This window comes from Anoxybacteroides rupiense (assembly GCF_014196195.1).
GTDB lineage: Bacteria > Bacillota > Bacilli > Bacillales > Anoxybacillaceae > Anoxybacteroides > Anoxybacteroides rupiense.
Genome location: NZ_JACIDF010000008.1, coordinates 93,923 through 118,798, shown reverse-complemented (window position 1 = coordinate 118,798; position 24,876 = coordinate 93,923). Strand labels below are relative to the sequence as shown.

Sequence of the window (24,876 nt, the reverse complement as noted above, 5' to 3'; positions counted from 1 at the left end):
CTAATGCCAAATTCTCTTAGCTTTGTGTTAATGTACTTTTGAATGACACTCTTCGCAAAGAGGAGTAATGTTTGTTAGTACGTTATTTCCTCCTCTTGAGAGAGGTACAAGTGGTGGAGGTGTAATCCTTTGGACTCCCCACAGTTAGAACATTTTTTAGGAAGCTGTCTCCAAAAGTAAGGTTTTAACTTTGCAAATTCTGTCCTTTTTTCCTCGTAAGTCATTTGACTAGCTCCTTTTTGTAGTAAAAACTCATTAGCTTGTTAAACACCGCTCTGTAGGCTCTGTTGTTAGCTTCTCTGGCTTTTTCTTTTTCCTTGAAGGCTTTAACCCTCTCAGTGTTTTCTCTCCAATCTTGGTCTCTTGTGAGGTCAAGAAAGAAGTCCTCAAGCTCCTCATCTACTCTTGAGCAAACACTGAATTGTTCTAGGAGCGGTTGAAGCTCCTTCATGTCCTCCAGAGTCCAGCCTTGGAGTTTAAGCTTCTCTGGTAACTTGCCAGAGTCAAGAATCATTGTAAGGTGAGGGAGGGTAATCTCTTGGGCTCCCTCTATGGTCTCAAGTCTTTTAAGTTTCCGCTTCTTCCGTTTCCTCATTTAGCAAAACCCTCCTTTCTAAGAGCACGCTTAAAAACCCTCCTCGTGTGAAGTAGGGGTGTTAGTGCTCATTGTTTTTTGTCCAAATTAGTGCTTCTTGTAATTGTCTTTTGTAAGTCCGTTGTCAATTGCGTCAACAATTTCATCCCAAGTAGGAGTTCTTCTTTGACGACTAACAATGCTAGGGTGAAGGACAATTCCTTCATTTACTGTTCTCACTTCTCCAATGGCTCTAAAATCCATCAGCTTTCTCAAGGTAGCATTAACAAAGTTCCTACCAAGTCCAGTGGCTTCACACAAATCCTTACGCTTCCAGAGAATTAATTTGGTGGTGTCGTTCTCCTCTGGGTTGTCACAAAGAATGTGTGTTTTCCAGTGCATGTTTTCCAGCATTAACATGAAGAGTCCAAGTTCATTAAGGGAAAGCTTTTTTGCAATCTCAGCAAGCTTGACTTTGAAAATCTTGACGGTTTCAACTTTTTCACAATTCAATGAACCGCAAACAAACAAGTCATCTGAAAGTTCAACGTAAACGTTTCTTCCTTCTTTGACCTTGTAAATCAAACTTCGTTTTTCCAATTCATCAAGAGCTTTCCTAACAGCTGTTGGTTTTCTTCCAATGAGTTTTCCAACCTCAGTAACTGTCAATCTCTGTTTTTGGTGAGTGAGCTTTCCTCCATCACCGTACCTCATGTAACGTGCCAAGAAGAGTAGTAAGCCGACTTCACCCAAATTCAAGCCTTGTTTTGCTTGACTGAAAAACTCCTTCTTCATGAACACAAACTCCTTTTCTTTGTGTTTCTTGCGTTCCTGCTCACCAAACTTTTTTCTTGCTTCCTGTTGGTCTGGTGAAATGAACTGCCAACCTTCTAAATCACCAACCTTCGTCTCTGGCGTTAAATCTCTAGCGCTTCTAATCACTGTCCTTTTCCCCCTGCTCCAGCTAGAGCTTTTTAGTTAGTTTAATTTTGTTTCAGCACTCCAAACCGAGGGTATTGACCCTTCTCAGCCCTCGAAACCGAGGGTATTAAAAGTGACTTAACGCTTACTCCCCCAAGGGATTGAGCGACTTTTAAGGTCATTTCATTATCTTCTTTCTTGTACATTAAAGAGAGCCACCTCAGTGTTTAATTTCGTACTTCACTAAAATGTCTTTTGGTTCAACCTCAAGGACTTCACAAAGTTTAGCCAAAGTCTCAAAGTCAATTCCATTTCTAACCTTGAGGTAGCCAATTGAAGAACGACTTACATTTAATCTTTTAGCCAACTCACTATCTGACCATCCTTTTTGTTTTTGTTGAAGTGAAAAGTCTAACTTGTAGCCAATCATGTTTTAACCTCCTTTACTTTTTGTTAATTGCTTCAATTTCTAAGAAGTTAGTAAAATCAATCCAAAAGAAAAAGCTTCATTGAGAAGCTGTTCAAAGAGGAGTGTTTTACTAAATCAAGAAATGGAAGCACGATTAAAATTAACAGAGAAAACTTAATTAGAAGCTGAACTCTCCTCTCGCTCGTTCCTATGAAGGAAGTCTTGGCAAGAGTGTAGAGTTCAGCAAGAGAGAGCACACCTTGGAGGGTGTGAGATGATTAAACCTTTTTTCCCTGTACACTAATATATATCAGCTTTGTGTTTACCCTCTGGAGGGTACACTTCAGTTTTTTTTGCTATCTCAGGGGACGCTAAAGAGCTCAAACCCCTTGGGGCTCTAGGGTGAAAATTTTTTTTTAAACTTTTTTTGAGATTAATTTTTTGGAGAGCTTGCTATATCGTGAAACAGATTAGAGAACCACTTGGGGGTTTCTTGAAAAGTTTCCTCATCAACAATGTGATTGAGGTGTGACGTTCTATGAAAAGGAGTAGTTGAGGTGGGCTTTGGAGAGTGGTTTATCAAGGGGAAACTTAAAAACCAGCAACTTTCTTATTTATTATCTAACTATCTTGCGTGTTTTTAGGTTTCAATCTCTTGGTGACAATCTCTTTTTTTAATCCACATCATAAAAGAAATGAATTGCCACCTCATTAATGCAACTTATTTTTTTTTGTTTTTGTTTTAACCATGAGTAAAAAAAGAGTTACCTTCTCAGAGGAGACCACTAACAGACAACCAAGTAAATGACACTTTCTTCTTGTTTTTGTTTCAATCATGATTAGGGGACAAAAAGAAAAAATGGATTGTAACTGAGGAGGAGAAAAGAAGCTGACTCTCACGAGCCAGCACTCTTTTGTTAGCGTAAGAGTAAAGACAATTAAATCACCCTTGAAGTGGCTCAAACCATTGTGACTCTAAGGCTCAACTCCATTTTAAAACCGTCATTTTGAAGTACACGCTAGTAAGCGGTAGTGACCCTTTGAGCTGGTAACTCTCAAGTGTACAAGAGTAAAGATAATGCTTCTCGTTAAAAATGGATGAATCCCTTGAGGGAGTAAGCGTGAAGGCTGTTTTAAAAGGGGACATTTGAAAGACGATTTTAAAGACACCATGAAAAGATGTTCTTGCAGGAGTTTTGACCTAAAAGGTAGAACTTTTAGAAAGATTATCACTTAAAGGAGGTCACATCATTGGGTAGAGCTAAAGATGAACTAATTAAACAAAACGAGAAAGCGAATCACTTAGACCGTTGCATGAAATGTAACGCTGTCTTGAGAACTTGGGAAGAACGAGAAATTGCAATCTGCGAGAACTGCTACAAGCACTCACTTGAAAAAGATTAAAAGCAAGAAGGTGGAGTTTTGGAGGTGGTCTCTCAAAAGCGGGTTCTGGAGAAAAAATTTTTTAAAAATTAGTGAGGTGGCAAAAAAAGAAGAACCCCTATCAGTTCAACTCAAAGGGGGGGGTGTGAGGGAGTGAATCTCTGGAGGTGGCTTGAGAAGGTTCCCCTCAAAGCGGGTTCTGGGAAATTACCTCGTGTAAAAATGTCAAGGTGTGTGTGAGAAAGACCCCCTACACCTCGTAATTTTTTGAAGTCATTTCATGTGAGCCAGCTACCTCATGAGGAACCTCTTTGAATTAAACCCAAGAACCGCTTCAAATCAAAGTCGTGAAATGGCTTCACTCCAAGGTTTTTTTGGACTGAGTACAGCAGGTGTAGAGTCCAAAAGGGGGCAACTACTGGACTGTTACTCTGAAGGGAAAAGGTGACTGCATGGAGGGGTGTGTAAGCTCATTAGACCACTTCCAGAGACACTCTCTTTGGCTCTCTCTGAAGCTTTAGCTGTGAGGTAAAGGGATAAGTACGTGTACTCTGAGGAAGGCTGTGAGAGGAATTAAACGCTTCTGCTGAGAAAGGGGTCTCTGGGAGCTTCTGCTGTCTCTGAAGGGTCTAAGTAAGGGTGGAGTCCTTTTTGTTTAATCTCATCCTTTCAGAATGAAAGAGAGCTAATCTGGAGCTGAGAAGTGACTCCAAAGAGAGAAGCCAAAAAAAAAAGGAGTCAGCCCTTGAGACCAACTCCATTCTTTGATTTAATGCAAATGTTTTAATGAACCAGAACCATCTTGAATCAACTTCTGAAGGTAACTCTCAAGCTCACTCTCAAGAGCTTCCAGCAATTCGTCTGTTCCTTCTTCAAGGTCTCCAAAGACGTTGTTGAGTACGCTCTCCAGAACTGCTTCATGTGCTACTTCCAGTAGCTCATCGTTGAAAGCTGACACTTCATTGGTTGAAACCAATTCATCATTCTTCATTACTGTTGTTTCAATTCCATTCTGAGAAGCTCTCACAACCAACTTCTTGTCTAGCACCTCAGCCACTAACACATTCCCTAATTGTTCATTTTTCATCATCACAATTTTCTCCTTGGTTTTTGTTTTCTTCATTCTTCAGCTCGTAAGTAATGAATGAAAGGAGTGTCTCTCCGTTTAGCACCTTCTGAAGCTTCTCAAACTGCTTAGGGTGCTTCTCAGGTGAAATGGAGAGGAGAACATCCAGAATCTCGACTTTAATCACAATTCTGTTTCCTTGTTTCCACATTCTGATTGGAGAGTGGAAGTACATCAGAGAAGTCCCCTCAGTGGGTTGTTCTCATCAAGACATTCTTTCAACTCATGTGAGAAGTAACCAATGTACTGCTTAGTGACTTCAAGCTTTGAGTGTCTAGCTAAGAGTTGAACCTCTCGAATGTTTGCTCCTCCCTTGAGGAGTTGCTTAATGTAGAAGTTCCTCAAAGTGTGAGGGGAGAAGTGACCCTCTAAACCAAGCCTTGCTCGAATCCGCTTGAAAATGTTTTGAATGGAATCCTTCTTCAAAGGTTCTCCTTGTCTGGTCACAAACAAAGCTTCTGGAACGCTTGAAAACTTCCTCTTGAGGTAATCTTGGTAGTCCAACAACTCAGCTCTCAGAACATCACTGAGGGGAACACTTTGAGCTTTTCTACTTTTACTCGTTCTAATCATGATGAGGGAATCATCAAAATTTATGTCTTTCCAAGTCAGTCTCTGGACTTCTGACAACCTCAAGCCAGTTCCAGCGAGGAAGAGAATCAAAGTGTAGTTTCTTCTGGCTGTGAAGCTGTCCTCTCTTCGTTTAACCCTTCTGAGGTAGCGTAGAACATCTTGTAAGTCCTTCTCTGAGAGAATCTTTGGAGCGTCATCCTCTCGTTGAAGCTTAATGTTTTTGGTAAATGGCTCTTCAATGATTTGCTCCTCAACACACCATTTTGCTAGTGCCCTGAGAAGCTTTAGCTTAGAGTTGATTGTTTTTGGTTTGTTTCCTCGTTCTTCTTGACACCAGAGAAGGAACTGTTTGGTTGTTCTTGGGTTTAGCTCCTCAATTCTTTCAATGCCTTCTTGAGCCAGCCACTCATTCCAAATTTTGAACAAATCAACGTACGATTTAATGCTTCGTTCAGTCAGCCCCTCAAAGCGTTTTTCTGCTAGGAAATCTTTCTGAACCATCTCAATGAGCATTAAAAAAACCTCCTTAGAAAACTCTGTACAGAGTCCTCCAAGAAGGTTGTTTTTGTTCACAAGCTGAGCACTGTGCAATTGTTAAGTGGAGATGATGGGAGTCGAACCCACGACCCCTTGCATGCCATGCAAGTGCTCTCCCACTGAGCTACATCCCCACGGAGAATTAACCAGCGGAGAACTGCCAGCGAAGCGTTCTCCCCCTGAACTAATGCCCCGTTATTAAAGCTACGGACAATATTTATAATATCATAAAAGATAGAAATGTCAATGATCGATTTATGAGCAAACAACAAATCATAAGCAACTTCGCCCATATTAAGTGATGTCCCCATTCTGGCATCAGAAAAAAATAAAAAATGACAGAGATAGCCGTTTTTACTAGAACCTTTTTTCATGCACGCCATAACGTGTTATTACATTGTAAAAAGAGGTGCTGGCGTTGTTTAAAAGAAAAAGGCGATCGCTGTCAACGAAGCTGCTTTCCGTTGTTTGCTCTATTATTTTTCTAATGGGAATCGCAAGTGCCTGGTTGGCTGACAAAATTATTGTAGAGAGCAATTTAGCCAACATGGAAAAAGAGCTAAACGGATTTGGCACCATTTTGGCGAAAAATATAGATGAAAAGGTAGTGAAATCTGTTATTCATCAACCGAGCGAAAAAAACCATGATACTTTAAAAGTCAACGAATTAATGGACGAAACCATTCGTAGTACCCATTCCTATGTTGCTAATCTGTATTTCGTTACTTATGAAAATGGCCGTATTGACCTGCCGGTATTTAGCAGCAGCTTACGTTCTGATCGCTTTACATTTGGCTCTGAATATCCAACGGATGAAACGACCTTTCGTACCGCAGTTGTCAAAGCCTATACAACCAAAACGGCACAAACGACCGACATATATACCAATCAATTTGGAAAGTGGAAAAGCGGGGTTACTCCCATATTAGATGATAGAGGAAATGTTTTAGCGTTGTATGGAGTAGATTTCGATGTATCCAAGATTGAAAAAAAGGCATGGCAAGAGACGTTGAATTTCGTCTATTTAATCATTGGTTTTCTATTCACAGCTATTGTTTTAACCTATTTTGTTGTTCGAAGAATCGTTCAGCCGGTGCTAAAGGTTTCCGATTTATCCTCAAGCATTGCCAATGGAAATTTAAATATCGAAGAGCTAGCGGTGCGTTCAAAGGATGAGATAGGCATGCTGGCGGCTCATTTTAACTTTATGGTCCATAATTTGCGGCATATTATGAAAAAGGTTAATCTTCATTCACTGCAGGTATCGAGCGCTGCTGAGCAGCTGACAGCAAGTGCTGAGCAATCGACGATCGCTTCTGAACAAATTGCTCGTATTACACAAGAAATGTCTGCTGGAACAGAAGAACAGTTAAAAAATATAAGGAAAACAGCTCATTCAGCTGATACGCTGTCAGCTACACTTCAGCAAGTAGCACAAAATAGTGAAGAGATGCTGCGAAGTGCACAAAATGCAATGGAGGCGGCTGTTCAAGGAGTTGACTCTATTCATGTTGTAATGCAGCAAATGAATGAAATCAGTCTTTCTGTAGACTACACTTCAAACATTATGCAACTGCTTGGCGAAAAATCGAAGCAAATCGGTCGGATTGTCGCCTTTATTACTGATATTGCTGAGCAAACGAATCTGTTGGCTTTAAATGCTGCTGTTGAAGCCGCCAGAGCAGGAGAACATGGGAAAGGCTTTTCTGTTGTCGCTGCTGAAGTAAGAAAACTAGCGGAGGAATCCAAAAAATCCGCTTACCAGATTACAAGCTTGATTGATTCGATTCAAACAGAAACAATAGAGGCGGTCCGTTCCGCAGCTATGTGTACAGATAAAGTGAAATTAGGTCTGGATTCAACAGAAAGATTAAAGAATGTTTTTGTTCATATAGAAGAAGCGGCGCAGCTTGCTGTGAATAAAGTGAATCTTGTATCTGCAGCGGTGCGTTCCATGTCTGAAGTCGGTGAAGAAATGGCAGAAAGCATGGAGTATATTAAGGATATTTCTGAAAAAAATGTTTTATCAAGCAGCGAGATTGCCGGAGCAACCGAACAACAACTCGCCGCAATGGAGGAAATTTCATCTGCAGCCCAGTCTTTATCATCGCTGGCCAACGAATTATTAGAAAGTATTGCGATTTTTCAAATGGAGAAAAAATAGCCCTCTTTGACCATATAGATTGCATGATGGAAAAATTTTATTGTCAATGAACGAACATCCCGCGCTTTGTTGAATGTTCTAACCATCTCTGATGGATGATTCAATTTTTCATCAAGCAGCTGCCCATTTGCTAAAGCAAACTATATTCGTGAGTGATGAATGGTCATGAAGGTTTGGAGATATCGGCGGCGGTGTATTTTTCTTTACTTTCAATAGAATTTAAGCGTAAAGGCGCCGATATTGCTTAGCGTTGAATTTGCCAAAATATTTTCTAAACAACAAGGAGGGGCGCATTATTTTGTTGACATCCGAACAATCTTGAGGACCCATGTCCGGAGAGACAGCTTATGCTGCGACAAAAGAGGCGCTTGATGCCTTTGTGAAAACATTTGTTGTTGAAGTAATGGAAAAAGGGATTACGCAGGGTCCGACTGATTTGGGAGGAATGAACGAGGAGTGGAAACAGCATCTTCTGCTTAACTTTCCGTTCGGACGGATTGGTACACTCCATGATGCCGCGCGCCTTATTCGTTTTTTTGGCGAGTGATGAAGCCGCGTGGATCACTGGACAAGTGATTCATTCCGAAGGTGGATTTATTCGCGGATAGTTGCTGCTGCTCTGTTCTTTATTCGTTTCAAAAGAGGAAAAAAGAGGGGCTCCAAAAGGTAGTGACCCTGGCTTTTGGGACAGCCCCTGATTAATTGGAGCGATCATTCGCGCACTTGTCCTGCGCCATAGACGAGCGTTTTCGTCGTTGTGATGGCGCGCAGACCCATTGGACCCCGGGCGTGCAGCTTTTGGGTGCTAATGCCGATTTCTGCTCCGTACCCAAACTGTTCGCCATCCGTGAATCGCGTCGAGGCATTATGATAGAGCACTGCCGCATCAACAGATTCAAAAAAGCGTTGAACGTGTGCGGCGCATTCAGAAATAATCGCTTCGGAATGTTTTGTCCCATATTGGCTAATATGGCGGATCGCTTCTTCTACGTCTTCAACAAGCTTGACGGCTAAAATCGGTGCTAAAAATTCTGTTCGCCAATCTGCCTCTGTTGCCGGCTGAATAAAAGGATAAGCAGAAGCGAGGGCGGCATCGCCGCGCAATTCAACGGCTTGATGGTGCAATGTTTCGATGAGTTCGCCGACGTACGGCCAATCTTTATGGATCAAGACGGTTTCGACAGCATTGCATACGGATGGACGCTGCAGCTTTGCGTTGAGTACAATATCCATTGTCATTTGTTTTTTGGCTGATTGATCGATAAAAATATGACAATTGCCGACACCTGTTTCTAAGACAGGAACGGTAGCATTTTCGACAACCGATTGAATCAATCCGGCTCCGCCGCGCGGGATGAGAACATCTAAATATTCTTTTAAGCGAAACATGCTCCGAGCGGTTTCGCGGCTCGTATCTTCTAGCAGTTGAACCGCTTCTGGGGGAATAGGAGAATGTTTTAGTGCCTCTTGCATGATGGAAACGAGGGCCTGATTGGAATAGATGGCCGATGAACTTCCCCGCAACAGCACGGCGTTTCCTGTTTTTAAGCAGAGTGTTGCGGCATCGACGGTGACGTTCGGCCGCGCTTCGTATACCATGCCAATCACGCCAAGCGGAACCCGGATATGTTTGATTTGCAGTCCATTGGGCCGTGTTTGCTCCTCAATCGTTTCACCAACTGGATCAGGCAAAGCGATCACTTGTTGGATACCAGTGACCATTTGTTTGATTCGTTCCTCTGTTAACTGTAAACGGTCAAGCAAAGCGGGCGACATTCCGTTTGCTTGGCCAATGGACATATCTTTTTTATTTTCTGCAAGAATCCATTGTTTTTTTGCTACTAATGCTTCAGCGATGATGGCGAGCGCTTCATTTTTTTCCGATGTCGATAACACGGCTAATGACTTAGCCGCTTGCTTTAACTGCATAGCTTTTAGCAACAATTCATTCATGACGGTGGCCTCCTTTGTCATAAGCATGTCGTTTCTTAATTTAACGCAATGAAACGGACGGGTTTTTTAAACATACCCAGTGATTGCGATGAATGACCTCTGGACGCTGGTGGATAGAATAGCGTCTGGCGGCCTCGCTAGCCCAGCCCTTGACTTTTACTAAGTCCTCAGCTGAGTAGTATACCTGTCCTCTTCCGATCACTTCGCCCTTTTGATTAATCACTTCCACGACATCGAGAGCTTTGAATGCTCCCCATACATTGGTTACACCAACCGGCAATAAACTTTTCCCTTTATGTAAAAGGGCGATTTCTGCTCCTTCGTCAATTTCGATCCTCCCCGCTGGTTGGGAGTGATAGGCAATCCACTGTTTGCGCATTTGCATATGCCCTTGCCGAGTGCCAATATATGTCCCGTCTCCTTTTCCTTCTAAAACATCACACAATTTTCTTTTTCCGCTTCCTGTTCCGACAAAAACGCTGACGCCAAACGAAAGAGCTTTTTGTGCCGCTAGCAGCTTTGATTTCATTCCTCCTGTTCCTAGAGAGGTGCCGATACCGCCAGCCTGCTCGATTAAATCATCTGTTATTTCCGGTAAAAAATGATACTTTTTTGCGGTTCGGTCTGTTTTTGGATTTCCATCGTATAGTCCATTAATATCTGTTAAAATAATTAACGCATCGGCATGTAAAAAACCGCTGACAAGAGCGGACAATAAATCGTTGTCGCCAAATGTTAATTCTTCGACAGAAACCGAATCGTTTTCATTAATAATCGGCAGAACTCCACGATCAAGCAATTCAGAGATGGCAGAAAATAAATTGTGGAATCGTTCCCGACTGTAAAAATCCTCGCGTGTTAAGAGCAGCTGCCCAATGACAATACCAAACGAGCGAAAAGCAGAAATATAGCTTTGCATAAGCAGTCCTTGGCCGACCGCCGCCGCCGCTTGCTTGCCTGCTACTGTTTGTGGCCGAAAGCGGTAGCCGAGCTGAGAAAATCCCGCTGCAACAGCGCCAGAGGAAATTAAAATCACATCATGGCCGAGCTGTTTCAAGTAAGCGATGGCTTCCACGTGATCGAGCAGCTTTTGTTCAGAAAGCTTTCCGTTTGAATCGGTAAGGGAGCTGCTGCCGATTTTTACGATCACTCGTTGTTTTTTCATTTTTTTCCTCCTCACTTTAATTTCACATAAAAAAAACGCTTTTCCCCTCCTTATGAAAAGGACGGAAAAAGCGTTCCGCGGTACCACCTTTTTTGGCGCAAGTAAGCGCCCACTTTCGTCCCAGTAACGCGGGAATAACGGCTTATGTTTGCATAAGCGGCCATATTCGGGCAGGTTCAATCAACTTTCCGTGAGGAACCTTCCAGCCTACGAGCTCCACTCTCTTGCACGTTCCATTGATTTACTAGTCCCGTACCGTTATCAGTATCGTTGTTTTTCAGAATTATCTTACGGAACGGCGGATTTGTCAAGATACTATTTGCCGTTTGTGGGGAAAATTTTCATATTTTGTTAGAATAAATCCTTAGTATAGCAGCAAGAAAAGGAAATAGACGAAACGAATCATGCCTGTGAAAAAATAACGGTGGAAGGAGTTTCGTAATTTGCTTTTTCGTCATACATTGTGTGACAAAGGTTCGCCAACTCGACTCTATAAATGACATCCTCAGCCAATGTCAACCTAGTATAAGATAGATAACAAGTTTTTAGAAAGCGCTTACAAAAGATTTTGGCATATCGTATACTAAAGATGAAGGGTTATTACCATATAGGGGGGATTGGTCATGAAATATACAGAGAAGCGATTTGAAACAGCAGCGATTCATCACGGCTATTGTACGAAGGAGCATCTTGGAAGTCTATCTGTTCCGATTTTTCAAACCTCTACCTTTACTTTCGATACGGCGGAGCAAGGAGAAGCACGCTTTGCTGGGCAAGAGGAAGGATTCATTTATTCCCGGCTGGCTAATCCGACAGTCCGGGCACTTGAAGAGAAAATGGCTTATTTAGAAGAGGGAGAGGCTGCCTTGGCGTTTAGCTCAGGCATGGCGGCAGTGTCCGCTGTGCTTGTTGCTTTGACAAAAGCGAATGATCACATCATATGTTCGCAAGGAGTATATGGCTGTACATTCGGTTTGCTGCAGCTAATGAAGCAGAAATACGAAATTGATCATGATTTTTGCCCGATGGAAACAGAAGAGCAAATTCGTCAGCTCATTCGTCCTGAAACCGTGTGTATTTACGTAGAAACGCCGATTAATCCAACAATGAAGCTCATTGATTTGGAAATGGTGGTAAAAGTCGCGAAAGAGCACGGAATAACGGTTGTTGTAGATAACACATTTTGTTCCCCGTATTTGCAGCGGCCGCTTTTGTTCGGTTGTGACGTTGTCATCCACAGCGCAACGAAATACATTGGCGGCCACGGTGATGTCATTGCTGGTATCGCGGTAGGAACGAAAGAATTGATGGCGGAAATCGCTAAAACGACGCAAAAAGATATTGGCGGGGTTCTTTCACCATTTGATGCCTGGCTTTTGTTGCGTGGAGTGAAAACGCTGGCAGTGCGCATGGATCGCCACTGCGACAATGCTGAAAAAATTGTGGAACGCCTTAAACAGCACCCAGCTGTTGCGAATGTATATTACCCAAACGACCCGGACCATTATAGCTATTCGATTTATAAAAAACAAATGAAGCGCGGCGGCGGCTTAATTTCGTTTGAAGTGAAAGGGACGAAAGAAGAGGCTCAACGCTTGCTCAATGGCTTGCGGCTGATTCATATCGCGGTCAGCTTAGGAGATACGGAGACGTTGATTCAGCATCCAGCCACTATGACACATGCTGTCGTCCCAGAGAAAGCAAGAATGGAAATGGGAATTAGCGACTCTCTCCTTCGCTTATCGGTGGGACTTGAAGCGTGGGAAGATATTTGGAGTGACTTGGAACAGGCGCTTAATCAACTGTGAAAGAAGAATAAAGCAGACACTTGATGTGCCTGCTTTTATTTCATAGAAAGAGGAAGTGGGCAGTCGAGTTTTCGATTTTAACCACTTTAAACCATCCCTGCATCATCGGCTACGTGTCTTCCTTTGTAAAATAAACGCTGTTCGTTTAAAGGCTTTTCCTTAGCTGTTATCACCTTTGGAATGATTTTCATGACGATTGTACGGCTTCCCATTGAAGAACGGTACGAATCGACGTGATGTTTGGAAAGAGGAGCGGAAAAGTAACCAGGAACATATTTATCAAGCAGCTTTTGCATCGCGGCGGTTGCTTCAGACAAATCGGCAACGATTTCGATCTCCCCAAAAATCATAACACTCATATAACTTGTATCCGTTTTGGCTGGTACCGGATTGACCATTGTTCCAAAATTTTCACTGACAGTAAAACAGATCCGTTTGTTTCGATTTATTATTTCCATTTTTCTTCCTGATTCAGCTCCATGAATGTATACGGCGCCTTTCCACCAAACGAAATTAAGAGGAACAACGTATGGTTCACTGTTGTCAGTTAATCCTAAATATCCGGTGGTTGCTGACGAGAGAAAGGCAGAAATTTTGTCTTGATCGTTACAGGCTAATAGCGGTCTTCTCATTTCATCCATATTTTTTCCTCCTGTTCCTTTGTTATAATCATTGTAAAAAGCTGCTGTATGGATGCATAGTGGCAGTTTTGGATATTTTTTAGGGGACAGAGGAGGAGGAAACATGATTGAATTAACCCCGCATTTAGACAGCGAGCAGCGACTTCCGCTTTATGAAAAGCTTTACGAATATATCAAAGGCGAAATGGTGAAAGGGCATCTCCAAACAGGTGAGGCGCTTCCTTCCATACGCGTTCTTGCCAAGCATTTGCGCATTAGCCGCAATACGGTGGAAGCCGCTTATGCACAGCTTGTAGCGGAAGGGTATGTTGAAAGTCGGCCGCGGAAGGGATTTATCATCAAAGAATTTGATAAGGATGTATGGATGAAGTTAGAACCGCCGTTTGTGATTCCGTTATCCGTGTCACCTGTATCGAGGTATCGGTACGATTTTCGCTATGGCCATATTGATACGGCCCATTTTCCGCTGCGAGCGTGGCGCGCTTGCCTGAACGAGGCAATGGACGCATCACGGGAGGAATTGCTTTGGTATGGTGAACGTCAAGGAGAAAGGAAGCTGCGTCAGCAAATTGCCCGGTATTTGTTTCAGGCGCGCGGCATTCATTGTTCAGATGAACAGGTGATTATCGGTGCTGGCATTCATCAAATAACAGGACTTCTTTGTCAGCTTTTCTCACCTGAAAAAAATAAAATCGCTATGGAAAATCCATCGTATGACGGTATCCGTGCCGTCTTTATAAACCATCGTTATCAGGTGCTCCCCATTTCACTTGAACAGGATGGTTTACATATTGCGGAATTGGAACAGAGTGATGCCACCGTTGCTTATGTGACCCCATCACATCAGCTGCCACTTGGAATGGTACTGCCGATTGGCAAACGGCAAAAGCTATTAAAATGGGCAGAAACGAGAAATGCGTTTTTGATTGAAGACGATTACGACAGCGAATTTCGATATGAAGGAAAACCGATTCCTGCTCTAAAAGCGCTCGATACGCAAGATCGCGTGATCTATATTGGAACGTTTTCAAAAGTGCTAACGCCTGCCATTCGTGTTTGTTATATGGTATTGCCAAAACAATTGCTTTCCTCGTTTTACCAGATGTTTTCTAGCTATCATCAGCCCGTGGCGACGGTGGTGCAAAAAGCGCTGGCGTTATTTATGGAAAAAGGCTATTTGGAGCGTCATATTCGAAAAATGCGCACTGTATATGCAAAAAAACGTCAAACGCTGATCCATGCGATTTATGACCATTTTGGTGAGCATGCCACCATTATTGGCGAAAAGGCTGGATTGCACTTGCTTGTTCACTTCCATCATGTCATGGATGCCGATCGGCTAGTCAAGGAAGCAAAAGGAAGGGGCATTCACATTTATTCTGTGGCAAAGTATTGGTTTGATTCCCAAACATCTCCTCCGCCTTATATTTTGTTAGGATTTGGTAGCATGACAGAACAAGAAATGATAGAAGCGATACAACTCTTGAAAGACATTGTTCAAGCAACGAGAAAATAAGGAAGAGAACTCGGACAAAATAGAGAGACGGGATGGCCGCTACAATATAGAAGAAAGGAATGAACTTATAGCTGAATGTTGGTTGTCCGATGGTTGAAAAACGTCCCAAACTTCACTTTGATGAAAATGTTATGATGTCCCGTTACATCCATATAGTTGAGTTATATTGAAACTAGCATCGCAGCTATCAGAAGAAGTTTTCAAATTCTTTATCTTTAAGAACGATGCGGTAGATGCGGTAGGTGAAAGGTCCTAAGATGAACGGGAATAGTAAAAAATAATTGACAATTTGCAATGTTAGCGCTATTTTTAACTTAAATATGATGTTAAACACTTATAACGTTATTTAAACGTAATAAGTGTTTAATTTTTATAAAAAATGAAAGCGTTTTAAAGGGGATGGGAAAATGATTTTGCATGATGTTGAGACGTTTTCGAAGTATGAAATGGAAAAGCTGCAGCTACAGAGACTGCAGCAAACGGTTGAAAGGGTGTATGAGAAGGTTCCGTTTTATCGCGGCAAGCTGAATGAACGGAATGTCAAGCCAGAGCATATTCGCTCGCTTGAAGATATCCGCAAGCTTCCGTTCACAACGAAAAAGGATTTGCGCGACCATTATCCGTTTGGATTGCTGGCTGTCGATCTACGTGAAGCAGTACGTATCCATGCTTCAAGCGGTACAAGCGGAAAACCGACGGTGGTGGCCTATACAAAACATGATATTGAAAATTGGTCTGACATTGTCGCGCGCGCCATCGCTACTGCTGGCGGAGAACCGGGTAAAGTGCTGCATAACGCATACGGTTACGGTTTGTTCACCGGAGGGCTTGGCTTGCATTACGGAAGCGAGCGGCTGGGGATGGTGACAGTGCCTGTATCAGGAGGAAACACAGACAGACAAGTGACATTAATTGAAGATTTTCGTCCTGAAGTCATTTGCGGTACTCCTTCTTATGTATTAAACATTGCGGAACGCATGCGCGAGCTTGGGAAAGATCCGCGGCAAACATCATTAAAATATGGCGTTTTCGGGGCGGAGCCTTGGTCCGAGGAAATGCGAAGAACGCTTGAAGAAGCTTTTGCGATTAAAGCTTGTGATATTTATGGATTAAGTGAAGTGATTGGACCTGGCGTAGCCATGGAATGTCATGAAGCACAGGATGGACTGCATATTGCGGATGATCATTTCTACGTGGAAGTCATAAATCCAAAAACGCTTGAGCCAGTCGCGGATGGAGAAGAAGGAGAGCTTGTATTTACAAGTCTTACAAAAGAAGCGTTCCCTGTGCTTCGCTACCGTACCGGTGACATCGCTTCCATTACAAGAGAACGGTGTAAATGCGGTAGAACAACGACAAGAATGTCGCGCGTCAAAGGGCGTGTCGATGATATGCTAATTATTCGCGGAGTGAATGTATTCCCATCCGAAATTGAACATTATTTGCTTACCGTTCCTGAATTAGCCCCGTATTATCAAATTCATCTTGATCGCAAAGGAACACTCGATGTTGTTGAATTGCATGTGGAGGTCAATGAGGAGTTTATTGGAGAAATCAGCGGAGACATTAAGCATGAACGCGTGATGCTGCTGAAAAAACACATTCAGCATTTGTTGAAAAACTACTGTCTTGTGTCGATGAACGTAGAGATCCATACGCCAAAGACACTTCCTCGTTCGGAAGGAAAGGCGATTCGGATCATTGATCGCCGCAAAGAAAAGGCGAAAATATGAAAAATACTCAATTATAACAATTTTCATTATTGAAATATTTATAACGTTATTTTATAATTACGTTAAAATAACGTTATATAATTAGGAGGGTCATATCAATGACTGTCATTACATCGTTTGAACGCTTGTCAGAAGAAGAGAAGCATCAGCGATTTATGGAGCGAATTGAAGCTGGTGAAAAGATTGAAGCAGATGATTGGATGCCGGAAGAATACCGTCTAACATTAATTAAATTAATCTCTATGCATGGAATTAGCGAAATCATGGGCGCGCTCCCTGAAAAAGAATGGGTGCCCAAGGCACCGTCTTTGCGAAGAAAGCTTGGTATTATGGCGAAAGTGCAAGACGAAATGGGGCACGGTCAACTTTTGCTTCGTGTTGCGGAGGATTTAATGGCGCCTCTTGGAAAAACACGTGAAGAAATTATGCAAGATTTATTTAAAGGAGATTTAAAGTTTCATAATGTGTTTCATATGCCTGCGCCAACATGGGGAGACGCTGGCTTAATTGGCTGGCTTGTCGATGGAGCTGCGATTATTACACAAACGAATATGCTTGATGCATCTTACGGTCCATATGCACGCGCTTTAAAACGAATTTGTGCCGAAGAGGTATTCCATGCCCAGCATGGAGAATCGATTATTTTAGCGCTTGCAGAAGGAACGGAAGAGCAAAAGGAAATGATTCAAGGCGCGCTAAATCGCTGGTGGGATGCCCTGCTTATGTTCTTTGGGCCTGACAATGCATCGACAACAGGGACATCGAAGCAAGATATCACCATTAAATATCGAATCCGCACAAAAACGAATGAGCAGCTGCGCCAAGACTTCTTTACGAAATATGTACCGCGCATTTTGTCGCTTGGACTTAAGCTTCCAGATGAAACGATGCACTATGATGAGACGCAAGGAAAATGGGTGTATCGTCAGCCGGATTGGAGCCAATTTAAAGAAATCATTCGCAATAATGGACCGAAATCCAAAGAGCGTCTTCGCCTCCGAGAATTGTCATATCGGAACAACGCTTGGGTTCGCGAAGCGTTAAGCTGTTCATCAGCCGTGTAATGGGGGGATCGTTATGAATCATAACGGAAAAGGCTTTTATCAAGTATTTGAGGTTTTCAGCAGAAAAAACGATACAGCGCCGCTGCAGCATCAATTTAGCCTGCTGGCGCCAAATCATGAAATCGCGCTAGTAATGGCTCAAGAAAATTTCATGCGTCGTGAACCTGTCTCTGATATTTGGGTTGTAAAACGTTCTGACATTCGTCAGATGACAGAGGAAGAAAAAGAAGCGCTAAAACGTCTGGATAATAAGGATTACCGTACGACAAAAGGATATGGATATTTGAAAAAGAAATGGCGGCAATATGAACAGCAAATGTTGGATGAGAAAGAAATTCTGTCATGGAAGGGCGAGATTCAGCGATGAAAATCACGAAACCGGAAGAATTGAAGCAATACCCTGAATATCAAGAAGCGCTTGTGGAGCTATTATTTCAGCTGGCTGATGATGATTTTATTTTGGCGTATCGTGGTTCTGAATGGCTGGGGCTTGCCCCTCATATTGAAGAAGATGTCGCGTTTTCGTCGATCAGCCAAGATACGATGGGGCATGCAGCGATGTATTATCAGTTGCTTGAAGAGATCGGCATGGGCCGCGCTGATGATCTAGCGCATGGGCGTGAAGCATCGGAAAGACGCAATGCGATTTTACTAGAGGAAGTGAACGGACCGGGGCATTATTTACAGGAGCCTCGTTATGACTGGGCGTTTACCGTTGTAAGAAATTACTTCTACGCACAAGCGAAGAAGGTCCGCATTGATTCATTGAAAAACTGTTCCTATGAGCCGCTAGCGCAGGTGGCGATCAAGATCAATATGGAGCTTTACTATCATTTGATGCACTGGAAAACATGGTTTGTTCAGCTTGTCAATGCACAGGGCGAAGCACGCGAACGGATGATTCAAGCGATTGAGAAAGTGATGGACGATTTTGGTGGTGTCTTGTCCCTAGGGAACAAAGGAAGCAAGATGGTCGAATTCGGTTTGATTGACAGCGAGGAAGTGCTAACAGAGCGGTGGATTCAAGCGATGAAACCCGTATTTGAACAAGCCAATCTGACAATGCCAAACGCATTTCAGATGAAGCGCGGAAATGGCCGCAACGGCGAACATACATCAGATTTGGAATCGGCAATCGCCACTTTATCTGAAGTATACCGAATGGATCCTCTTGCCGCTTGGTAATTCATCGATCACTACTACCAAAAACAAGGGAGGTGCTAATAGGATGATCGAGAAAATCAAAACGGCGTTGGACGCGGTTAAAGATCCTGAAATTGATTCCGTCAGCGTTTTAGATTTAGGGATGGTAGAAAAGGTCCAGTTTACAAACGGGGAAGTGGTTGTTCAATTGCTGCCGACCTTTATTGGCTGTCCGGCGCTTGATATTATTCGACAGCGTGTCGAACAAGTTCTTTCCAGTTTAGAAGGAATCAAGCGTGTAACCGTTGAATTTATTAACCATCCGCCATGGACATCGGAACGGATTACAGAAGAGGGTCGTGAAAAATTGAAGGAGTTTGGAATTGCTCCGCCGCCGAAACAAATGGGTCCCAACGGCGAATGGCAAATTGAGTGTCCATATTGCACCTCCACTTATACAATGATGGAAAATGTCTTTGGTCCGACCGCCTGCCGCAGCATTTTTTATTGTAAACAATGCAAGAACCCATTTGAAGCACTAAAACCAATTTCGATATGGATGTAAAAAACGAAAAAAGGAGAAGAGACAAATGGTAAAAATGATCGCGCTTTATAAGCAACCAAAGGATAAAAATGCGTTTGATGAGCATTATTTTGGAACACACGCACCGATTACAGCGAAAATCCCGGGGCTGCGCAAAATGGAGGTAACCAAAATTGTCGGCACGCCAATGGGGGGAGAAAGCGAATATTATTTACTATGCGAAATGTATTACGACAGTCATGAAGCGTTAAAAGAAGCGATGAGAACAAGTGAAGCAAAAGCGTCCGCAAAGGATTTGATGTCATTTGCCGGCGAGCTTGTGACAATGATGATTGGCGAGGAAGTCGGAAATGAGTAAATACGCGCATATTCAAACGTATATCGAGGGCTCGATTGCTGTGATTGAATTGAATCGTCCTCATGTACTGAATGCGCTAAACCGTCAAATGGTGACGGAAATTGTAAAGGCAATGGAAGAGTATGACCGTCATGATGATGTGCGGGTCATGGTCTTAACGGGAAAAGGGCGCGCATTTGCTGCTGGAGCTGATATTGATGAAATGGCGGACGACGATTCGATTACCTTAGAAATGCTGAATCAATTCGCAGAGTGGGATCGTTTAGCATGGATAAAAAAACCGATGATTGCCGCTGTACATGGCTTTGCATTAGGAGGAGGGTTTGAATTAGCGCTGAGCTGCGATCTCCTGCTGGCTTCAGAGACAGCTGAATTCGGGTTTCCTGAAGTCAATATTGGCGTGATGCCCGGAGCTGGCGGCACGCAGCGTCTGACAAAATTAATCGGTAAAACAAAAGCGCTCGAATGGCTTTGGACAGGGGAAAGGATGTCAGCAAAAACAGCCTACGAGCTTGGAATTGTCAATCGCGTTGTGGCACCAGAGCTGCTTTTGGAAGAAACGATCAAGCTAGCCAAAAAAATTGCTCAACAGCCTCCTTTGTCGGTTCGTTTCATTAAAGAAGCCGTTCATAAAGCGGTCGATTATTCCTTATATGAAGGAATGCAGTTTGAGCGGAAAAACTTTTATCTTCTTTTCTCATCAGAAGATCAAAAAGAAGGCATGCAAGCATTTATGGAAAAACGCAAGCCGAATTTTAAAGGAAAGTAAGGAGGGCTGTTCGTTGTACGAAACGATTCGTTATGAAGTCCGCGAGCATGTGGCGTGGCTGATCCTTCAGCGGCCGGATAAGCTAAATGCATTTACGGAGCAAATGAATAAAGAGATTGTCTCAGCGCTTAAGCAGGCCGCTGGTGACGAAATGGTTCGCAGTGTTGTCATCACTGGTGAAGGAAGAGCCTTCTGCTCAGGCGAAGACCTCGCTGGCGTCACGGAAGAATTGGATCACGGAGAGGTTTTGCGGACGCGCTATGCGCCAATGATGAAAGCGCTTCATCATTTTGAAAAACCCGTTATTGCCGCTGTTAATGGCGTGGCAGCGGGGGCGGGAATGAGCTTAGCATTGGCTTGCGATTTCCGGCTCGCTTCCGAAAAAGCAAGCTTTATTGAAGCGTTTATTCATGTTGGCTTGGTTCCTGATGCCGGAAACCTTTACTATTTACCGCGGTTAATTGGCCACGCCAAAGCACTTGAGCTTGCTGTTTTAGGAGAAAAAGTAAGCGCACAAACAGCCTATGAGCTTGGGCTCGTGACAGCTGTGATTCCTGAATCAGAATGGGAAACCGAAGTGCAACGATTTGCGGCAAAGCTCGCGCAAATGCCGACAAAAGCGATTGGATTGATCAAACGTCTTTTGCGCGAAAGCGGGAGCGGTTCATTTGCGGAATATTTGGAAAAAGAAGCGTATGGTCAGAGAATTGCTGGATTGACAGAAGATCATCGCGAAGGAGTACGCGCATTTTTCGAAAAGCGTCCGGCAGTATTCAAAGGAAAATAAGGAAAAAGGGAGCGTGTATGATATGTCAACAGTAAAAGAACAAAAAATGGAAAAACTTGAAATGAAGCGTGAGAAATATCATCTCATTATTAATGGTGAGCGTGTGGAAGGTTCTTCAGGGGAAACGTTTACAACCTATAATCCAGCAACAGGCGAACCGGTGGCGCAAGTAGCCAAAGGAACAAAGGAAGATGCAGAACGGGCGATTCAAGCGGCGCGTCAAGCATTCGACTATGGGAAATGGCGTCATTTTACAGTGAATAAACGGGCGCGTATCCTTAACAAGATCGCTTCTATCATGCGCTCTCGCTTTAATGAGCTAGTGGAGTTGGAGATTTTAGATACGGGGAAATCGCTTTCTGCTGCCCAAGGACAAGTCATGCAGGCGATCGAAGATTTTGAGTTTTATGCAAGTGCAATTGTCGGCCATCGTGGAACGGTCAACAACATGCCAGGAGCATTTCATAACTTTACAGAAAAAGAACCAGTCGGTGTATGTGCACAAATTATTCCGTGGAATTATCCGTTGATGATGGCAGCGTGGAAAATTGCTCCGGCTATTGCTGTCGGCTGCTCTGTCGTTGTCAAGCCAGCTTCATTAACACCATTAACATGCATTGTGCTTGCGGAGATTTGCCATGAGGCAGGGGTGCCGGAAGGTGTTGTCAACGTTGTAACAGGTTCGGGCTCCGAAGTGGGCAATTATTTAGTGGAGCATCCGCTTGTCGATAAAGTAGCCTTTACCGGTTCCACCCCAGTTGGCAAAGATATTATGGAGAAAGCATCGAAGACGCTAAAACGCGTTACATTGGAGCTTGGTGGAAAATCGCCGAACATCATTTTTGAGGATGCGGATCTTGATGCGGCTGTGGACGGGGCTTTATTCGGTATCTTCTACAATACGGGACAATCATGCGAAGCGCGTTCTCGTTTATATGTACATGAAAGCATTTATGAGCAATTTATGGAAAAATTTGTGGAGAAAACAAAGAAATTAAAGCTTGGCAACCCATTTGACCAAGGGACACATGTCGGAGCGATCATTAGCCGTGAACAATTAGAAGTCATTGACGGATATGTTCGTTCGGCACTTGAAGAAGGGGCAACGGTTGTGACAGGGGGGAAAGAAGCAAAGGTTGAAGGATTTGAAAACGGTTACTGGTATGAGCCGACTATTATTACAAATGTCAATCACAGCATGAAAGTAGTCAAAGAAGAAATTTTCGGGCCAGTGGTTGTTGTGATGAAGTTTAGTGATGAAAAAGAGGTTGTCAAGCTGGCAAACGATAGCGAATACGGATTAGGTTCAGCGATTTGGACAAAAGACCATGGCCGAGCGATCCGGGTGGCGAAGCAAATTCAAGCCGGCATCGTCATGATCAATAGCCCATTCTCCGCATTCCCAGGAACGCCGTTTGGCGGTTATAAACAATCTGGCTTCGGACGCGAGCTTTGCATTGAAACGCTTGACTTATATACAGAGACAAAAAGCATCTTGTCATACTACGGAAGCCGTCCGCTCAATCCTTTCGGTTTGTAATGCGCAAATTCGAGCACTTCCATCTGCGGATGGGTGCTCGTTTTCACTTCTATATATAAAAATACATGAATAATAAGGAGAGGATTGCTATGGTTCGCCGTATTGTCGTCGTCGGCTCAGGAGTGATGGGAAGAGGCATTGCTTATGTCAGCGCAGCTGGCGGCTTTGTCACCATGTTGGTTGATATAAAAGAAGAGCAGCTGCAAAGTGCGAAAAAAGAAATCGATGCGATTTTTGACAAAGCCGTATCGTTAAATAAGATATCGGAAGCCGCTAAACTTGAAGCGCAAGCTCGTTTGTCGTATTCAACAAATTTAGCGGAGGCTGTTCAAACGGCCGATCTAGTGATTGAAGCGGTACCGGAAAAATTAGAGATTAAAAAACAAATTTTCGAAACCATCGATGCGCATGCGCCACAAGCATGTTATTTTGCCACAAATACATCGACGATGAGCCCGACAGAGATTGCTTCGTTTACAAAACGTCCGGAAAAGGTAATCGCCATGCACTTTTTCAATCCGGTCCATAAAATGAAGCTTGTTGAGATTATTCGCGGATTGGAAACAAGCGATGAAACGGCCGAAGTCATTCAGCAAGTGGCTGAACAAATGGGAAAAGAAACGGTGGTTGTGAATGAGTTTCCAGGCTTTGTGACAAGCCGAATTAGCGCATTGGTGGGCAATGAAGCATTTTACATGCTGCAAGAAGGTGTCGGCACACCGGACCAAATTGATAAAGCGATTAAGCTTGGTCTTAACTATCCAATGGGACCATTTGAATTGGCTGATCTAGTAGGCTTAGATACTCGGTTAAACAATTTAAAATACTTGCATGAAAAGCTAGGAGAAAAATACCGTCCGGCGCCGTTACTGGAGCAATACGTTAAGGCAGGACGACTTGGGAGAAAAACAGGAAAAGGAGTTTACGACTATACGAACAAGGAGTAGGAAGGAGAAGAAGCGATGCGAGAAGTCGTCATTGTTGATGCGGTCCGGACGCCGATTGGAAGATATAAAGGAGCGTTAAAGGAAGTTCGTCCGGACGATTTAGGGGCCATTGTGATTCGAGCATTAGTCGAACGCAATCCGGGGCTTCCAGTTGAGGAAATCGAAGAAGTCGTGCTTGGAAATGCCAATCAGGCAGGGGAGGACAATCGGAATGTTGCGCGCATGTCGGCGCTATTAGCTGGATTGCCAATTGAAGTAGCAGGCACAACGGTCAATCGCTTGTGCGGCTCTGGTTTGGATGCTGTCAATTATGCTGCCCGGGCGATTATGGTTGGTGAAGCTGATATAGTGATCGCCGGAGGAACAGAAAGTATGACGCGCGCGCCGTTTGTTATGGCAAAGCCCGATCAAGATTTTCCGCGCGGCAATTTAGAAATGTTCGATACCACGATCGGCTGGCGCTTTATTAATCCGAAACTGCATGAAATGTACGGTACGGACAGCATGCCGCAAACGGCAGAAAATGTCGCAAAGCGGTATGGGATTTCTCGTGAAGCGCAAGATGAGTTTGCCTATGAAAGCCAAATGAAGGCCAAAAAAGCGATGGAAGCGCACCGTTTTGCCGACGAGCTTGTTCCCGTTGTGTATCGCGATCGAAAGGGAGCAGAGATCGTTGTAGATAAAGATGAGCATCCGCGTCCCGATACAACAATGGAAAAGCTAGCAAAATTGCGTCCGCTTTTTGAAAATGGGACAGTCACCGCAGGGAATGCTTCTGGTGTTAATGACGGAGCAGCCGCCTTATTGCTCATGAGTGCAGAAAAAGCCCAAAAGCTAGGCATGAAGCCGCTTGTGAAATATACGGTTTCTGCGGTCGCCGGCTTAGAACCGGCCGTGATGGGGCTCGGTCCGATTTATGCGACGAGAAAAGCGTTGCAGCGAGCCGGTTTAACGGTGAACGATATCGGTTTAGTTGAACTTAACGAAGCGTTTGCTTCCCAGTCATTAGAGTGCATCAAACAGCTTGAACTGAATAAAGACATTGTTAATGTCAATGGTGGAGCGATTGCGTTTGGTCATCCGCTTGGAGCTAGTGGTGCCCGCATTTTAACAACCTTAATTTATGAGATGAAAAAAAGAAAGGTCCGATACGGTCTGGCAACCATGTGTATTGGCGTGGGACAAGGAATCGCTACCATTGTTGAAAACCTGGATGTCTAG

The 24,876-nt window shown here is 43.6% G+C and carries 24 protein-coding genes, 1 tRNA gene and 1 pseudogene; 15 read left to right on the top strand and 11 right to left on the bottom strand.

Annotated elements, in window-relative coordinates:
• Positions 1-27: 27 nt before the first annotated feature.
• The 8 genes from GGQ95_RS18885 to GGQ95_RS13585 all read right to left on the bottom strand — a co-directional run bounded on the left by GGQ95_RS18885 (position 28) and on the right by GGQ95_RS13585 (position 5,657).
• Positions 28-126: an HNH endonuclease gene (locus GGQ95_RS18885; protein ID WP_376768714.1), complete on the bottom strand. Its 99-nt coding sequence runs from the start codon at positions 124-126 to the stop codon at positions 28-30.
• 94 nt (positions 127-220) lie between these two features.
• A complete protein-coding gene (locus GGQ95_RS13615; RefSeq protein WP_183186950.1) occupies positions 221-595 on the bottom strand; it encodes a hypothetical protein in 375 nt (124 codons plus the stop codon).
• Between the two features lie 87 nt (positions 596-682).
• Entirely contained in the window at positions 683-1,516 is an 834-nt protein-coding gene (locus tag GGQ95_RS13610) for a winged helix-turn-helix domain-containing protein (protein WP_183186949.1), read from the bottom strand.
• A 199-nt stretch (positions 1,517-1,715) separates the two neighbouring features.
• Positions 1,716-1,925, bottom strand: a complete 210-nt coding sequence (locus GGQ95_RS13605; protein ID WP_183186948.1) for a helix-turn-helix domain-containing protein — start codon at positions 1,923-1,925, stop codon at positions 1,716-1,718.
• Positions 1,926-4,056: 2,131 nt separating this feature from the next.
• On the bottom strand, positions 4,057-4,377 hold the full coding sequence (locus tag GGQ95_RS13600; RefSeq protein WP_183186947.1) for a hypothetical protein: 321 nt from the start codon (positions 4,375-4,377) through the stop codon (positions 4,057-4,059).
• Complete coding sequence (locus GGQ95_RS13595; RefSeq protein ID WP_183186946.1) at positions 4,364-4,540, bottom strand: hypothetical protein; 177 nt, start codon at positions 4,538-4,540, stop codon at positions 4,364-4,366. Before GGQ95_RS13595 ends, GGQ95_RS13600 begins: the two co-directional genes overlap by 14 nt.
• A gap of 47 nt (positions 4,541-4,587) precedes the next feature.
• Complete coding sequence (locus GGQ95_RS13590) at positions 4,588-5,499, bottom strand: tyrosine-type recombinase/integrase (protein ID WP_183186945.1); 912 nt, start codon at positions 5,497-5,499, stop codon at positions 4,588-4,590.
• Between the two features lie 86 nt (positions 5,500-5,585).
• Positions 5,586-5,657: transfer RNA gene (locus GGQ95_RS13585), tRNA-Ala, on the bottom strand.
• 284 nt (positions 5,658-5,941) lie between these two features.
• Between GGQ95_RS13585 and GGQ95_RS13580 the strand changes: the two genes are divergently transcribed.
• On the top strand, positions 5,942-7,687 hold the full coding sequence (locus tag GGQ95_RS13580; protein WP_183186944.1) for a methyl-accepting chemotaxis protein: 1,746 nt from the start codon (positions 5,942-5,944) through the stop codon (positions 7,685-7,687).
• Between the two features lie 219 nt (positions 7,688-7,906).
• Positions 7,907-8,295: pseudogene (locus GGQ95_RS13575) on the top strand (SDR family oxidoreductase); the annotation flags it as partial.
• Positions 8,296-8,398: 103 nt separating this feature from the next.
• On the opposite strand, the gene GGQ95_RS13570 reads toward GGQ95_RS13575, so the two are convergent.
• Positions 8,399-9,640, bottom strand: coding sequence for a glutamate-5-semialdehyde dehydrogenase (locus GGQ95_RS13570; RefSeq protein WP_183186943.1), 1,242 nt, complete (start codon positions 9,638-9,640; stop codon positions 8,399-8,401).
• A 40-nt stretch (positions 9,641-9,680) separates the two neighbouring features.
• Positions 9,681-10,805 (bottom strand): glutamate 5-kinase, encoded by a 1,125-nt coding sequence (gene proB, locus GGQ95_RS13565; protein ID WP_183186942.1) that lies wholly within the window; start codon positions 10,803-10,805, stop codon positions 9,681-9,683.
• Positions 10,806-11,428: 623 nt separating this feature from the next.
• Between proB and megL the strand changes: the two genes are divergently transcribed.
• Positions 11,429-12,613, top strand: coding sequence for a methionine gamma-lyase (gene megL, locus GGQ95_RS13560; protein WP_183186941.1), 1,185 nt, complete (start codon positions 11,429-11,431; stop codon positions 12,611-12,613).
• 86 nt (positions 12,614-12,699) lie between these two features.
• Here the strand turns inward: megL and GGQ95_RS13555 are convergent, their stop codons facing one another.
• Entirely contained in the window at positions 12,700-13,245 is a 546-nt protein-coding gene (locus tag GGQ95_RS13555) for a pyridoxamine 5'-phosphate oxidase family protein (protein WP_159720857.1), read from the bottom strand.
• Positions 13,246-13,357: 112 nt separating this feature from the next.
• Here GGQ95_RS13555 and pdxR point away from each other — a divergent pair, with 112 nt between their 5' ends.
• The 12 genes from pdxR to GGQ95_RS13495 all read left to right on the top strand — a co-directional run bounded on the left by pdxR (position 13,358) and on the right by GGQ95_RS13495 (position 24,876).
• Positions 13,358-14,770: a MocR-like pyridoxine biosynthesis transcription factor PdxR gene (gene pdxR / locus GGQ95_RS13550; protein ID WP_221212107.1), complete on the top strand. Its 1,413-nt coding sequence runs from the start codon at positions 13,358-13,360 to the stop codon at positions 14,768-14,770.
• Positions 14,771-15,177: 407 nt separating this feature from the next.
• On the top strand, positions 15,178-16,503 hold the full coding sequence (paaK, locus tag GGQ95_RS13545; protein WP_066148567.1) for a phenylacetate--CoA ligase PaaK: 1,326 nt from the start codon (positions 15,178-15,180) through the stop codon (positions 16,501-16,503).
• A 98-nt stretch (positions 16,504-16,601) separates the two neighbouring features.
• Positions 16,602-17,567, top strand: coding sequence for a 1,2-phenylacetyl-CoA epoxidase subunit PaaA (gene paaA, locus GGQ95_RS13540; protein ID WP_044746404.1), 966 nt, complete (start codon positions 16,602-16,604; stop codon positions 17,565-17,567).
• 13 nt (positions 17,568-17,580) lie between these two features.
• Entirely contained in the window at positions 17,581-17,934 is a 354-nt protein-coding gene (paaB, locus tag GGQ95_RS13535) for a 1,2-phenylacetyl-CoA epoxidase subunit PaaB (protein WP_044746405.1), read from the top strand.
• Positions 17,910-18,752: a 1,2-phenylacetyl-CoA epoxidase subunit PaaC gene (gene paaC / locus GGQ95_RS13530; RefSeq protein ID WP_159719951.1), complete on the top strand. Its 843-nt coding sequence runs from the start codon at positions 17,910-17,912 to the stop codon at positions 18,750-18,752. Before paaB ends, paaC begins: the two co-directional genes overlap by 25 nt.
• Before the next feature lie 43 nt (positions 18,753-18,795).
• Complete coding sequence (paaD, locus tag GGQ95_RS13525) at positions 18,796-19,275, top strand: 1,2-phenylacetyl-CoA epoxidase subunit PaaD (protein WP_044746407.1); 480 nt, start codon at positions 18,796-18,798, stop codon at positions 19,273-19,275.
• A gap of 25 nt (positions 19,276-19,300) precedes the next feature.
• On the top strand, positions 19,301-19,612 hold the full coding sequence (locus GGQ95_RS13520; RefSeq protein ID WP_044746408.1) for an EthD family reductase: 312 nt from the start codon (positions 19,301-19,303) through the stop codon (positions 19,610-19,612).
• Positions 19,605-20,381 carry an enoyl-CoA hydratase/isomerase family protein gene (locus GGQ95_RS13515; protein ID WP_044746409.1) on the top strand — a complete coding sequence of 259 codons (777 nt, stop codon included), beginning with the start codon at positions 19,605-19,607 and terminating at the stop codon, positions 20,379-20,381. The genes GGQ95_RS13520 and GGQ95_RS13515 overlap by 8 nt, the downstream gene beginning before the upstream one ends.
• Positions 20,382-20,394: 13 nt before the next feature.
• Positions 20,395-21,168 carry an enoyl-CoA hydratase-related protein gene (locus GGQ95_RS13510; RefSeq protein WP_159719950.1) on the top strand — a complete coding sequence of 258 codons (774 nt, stop codon included), beginning with the start codon at positions 20,395-20,397 and terminating at the stop codon, positions 21,166-21,168.
• 22 nt (positions 21,169-21,190) lie between these two features.
• Entirely contained in the window at positions 21,191-22,708 is a 1,518-nt protein-coding gene (locus GGQ95_RS13505) for an aldehyde dehydrogenase family protein (RefSeq protein WP_044746411.1), read from the top strand.
• 89 nt (positions 22,709-22,797) lie between these two features.
• On the top strand, positions 22,798-23,655 hold the full coding sequence (locus tag GGQ95_RS13500) for a 3-hydroxyacyl-CoA dehydrogenase (protein ID WP_066148576.1): 858 nt from the start codon (positions 22,798-22,800) through the stop codon (positions 23,653-23,655).
• Positions 23,656-23,670: 15 nt separating this feature from the next.
• On the top strand, positions 23,671-24,876 hold the full coding sequence (locus GGQ95_RS13495; RefSeq protein ID WP_044746413.1) for a thiolase family protein: 1,206 nt from the start codon (positions 23,671-23,673) through the stop codon (positions 24,874-24,876).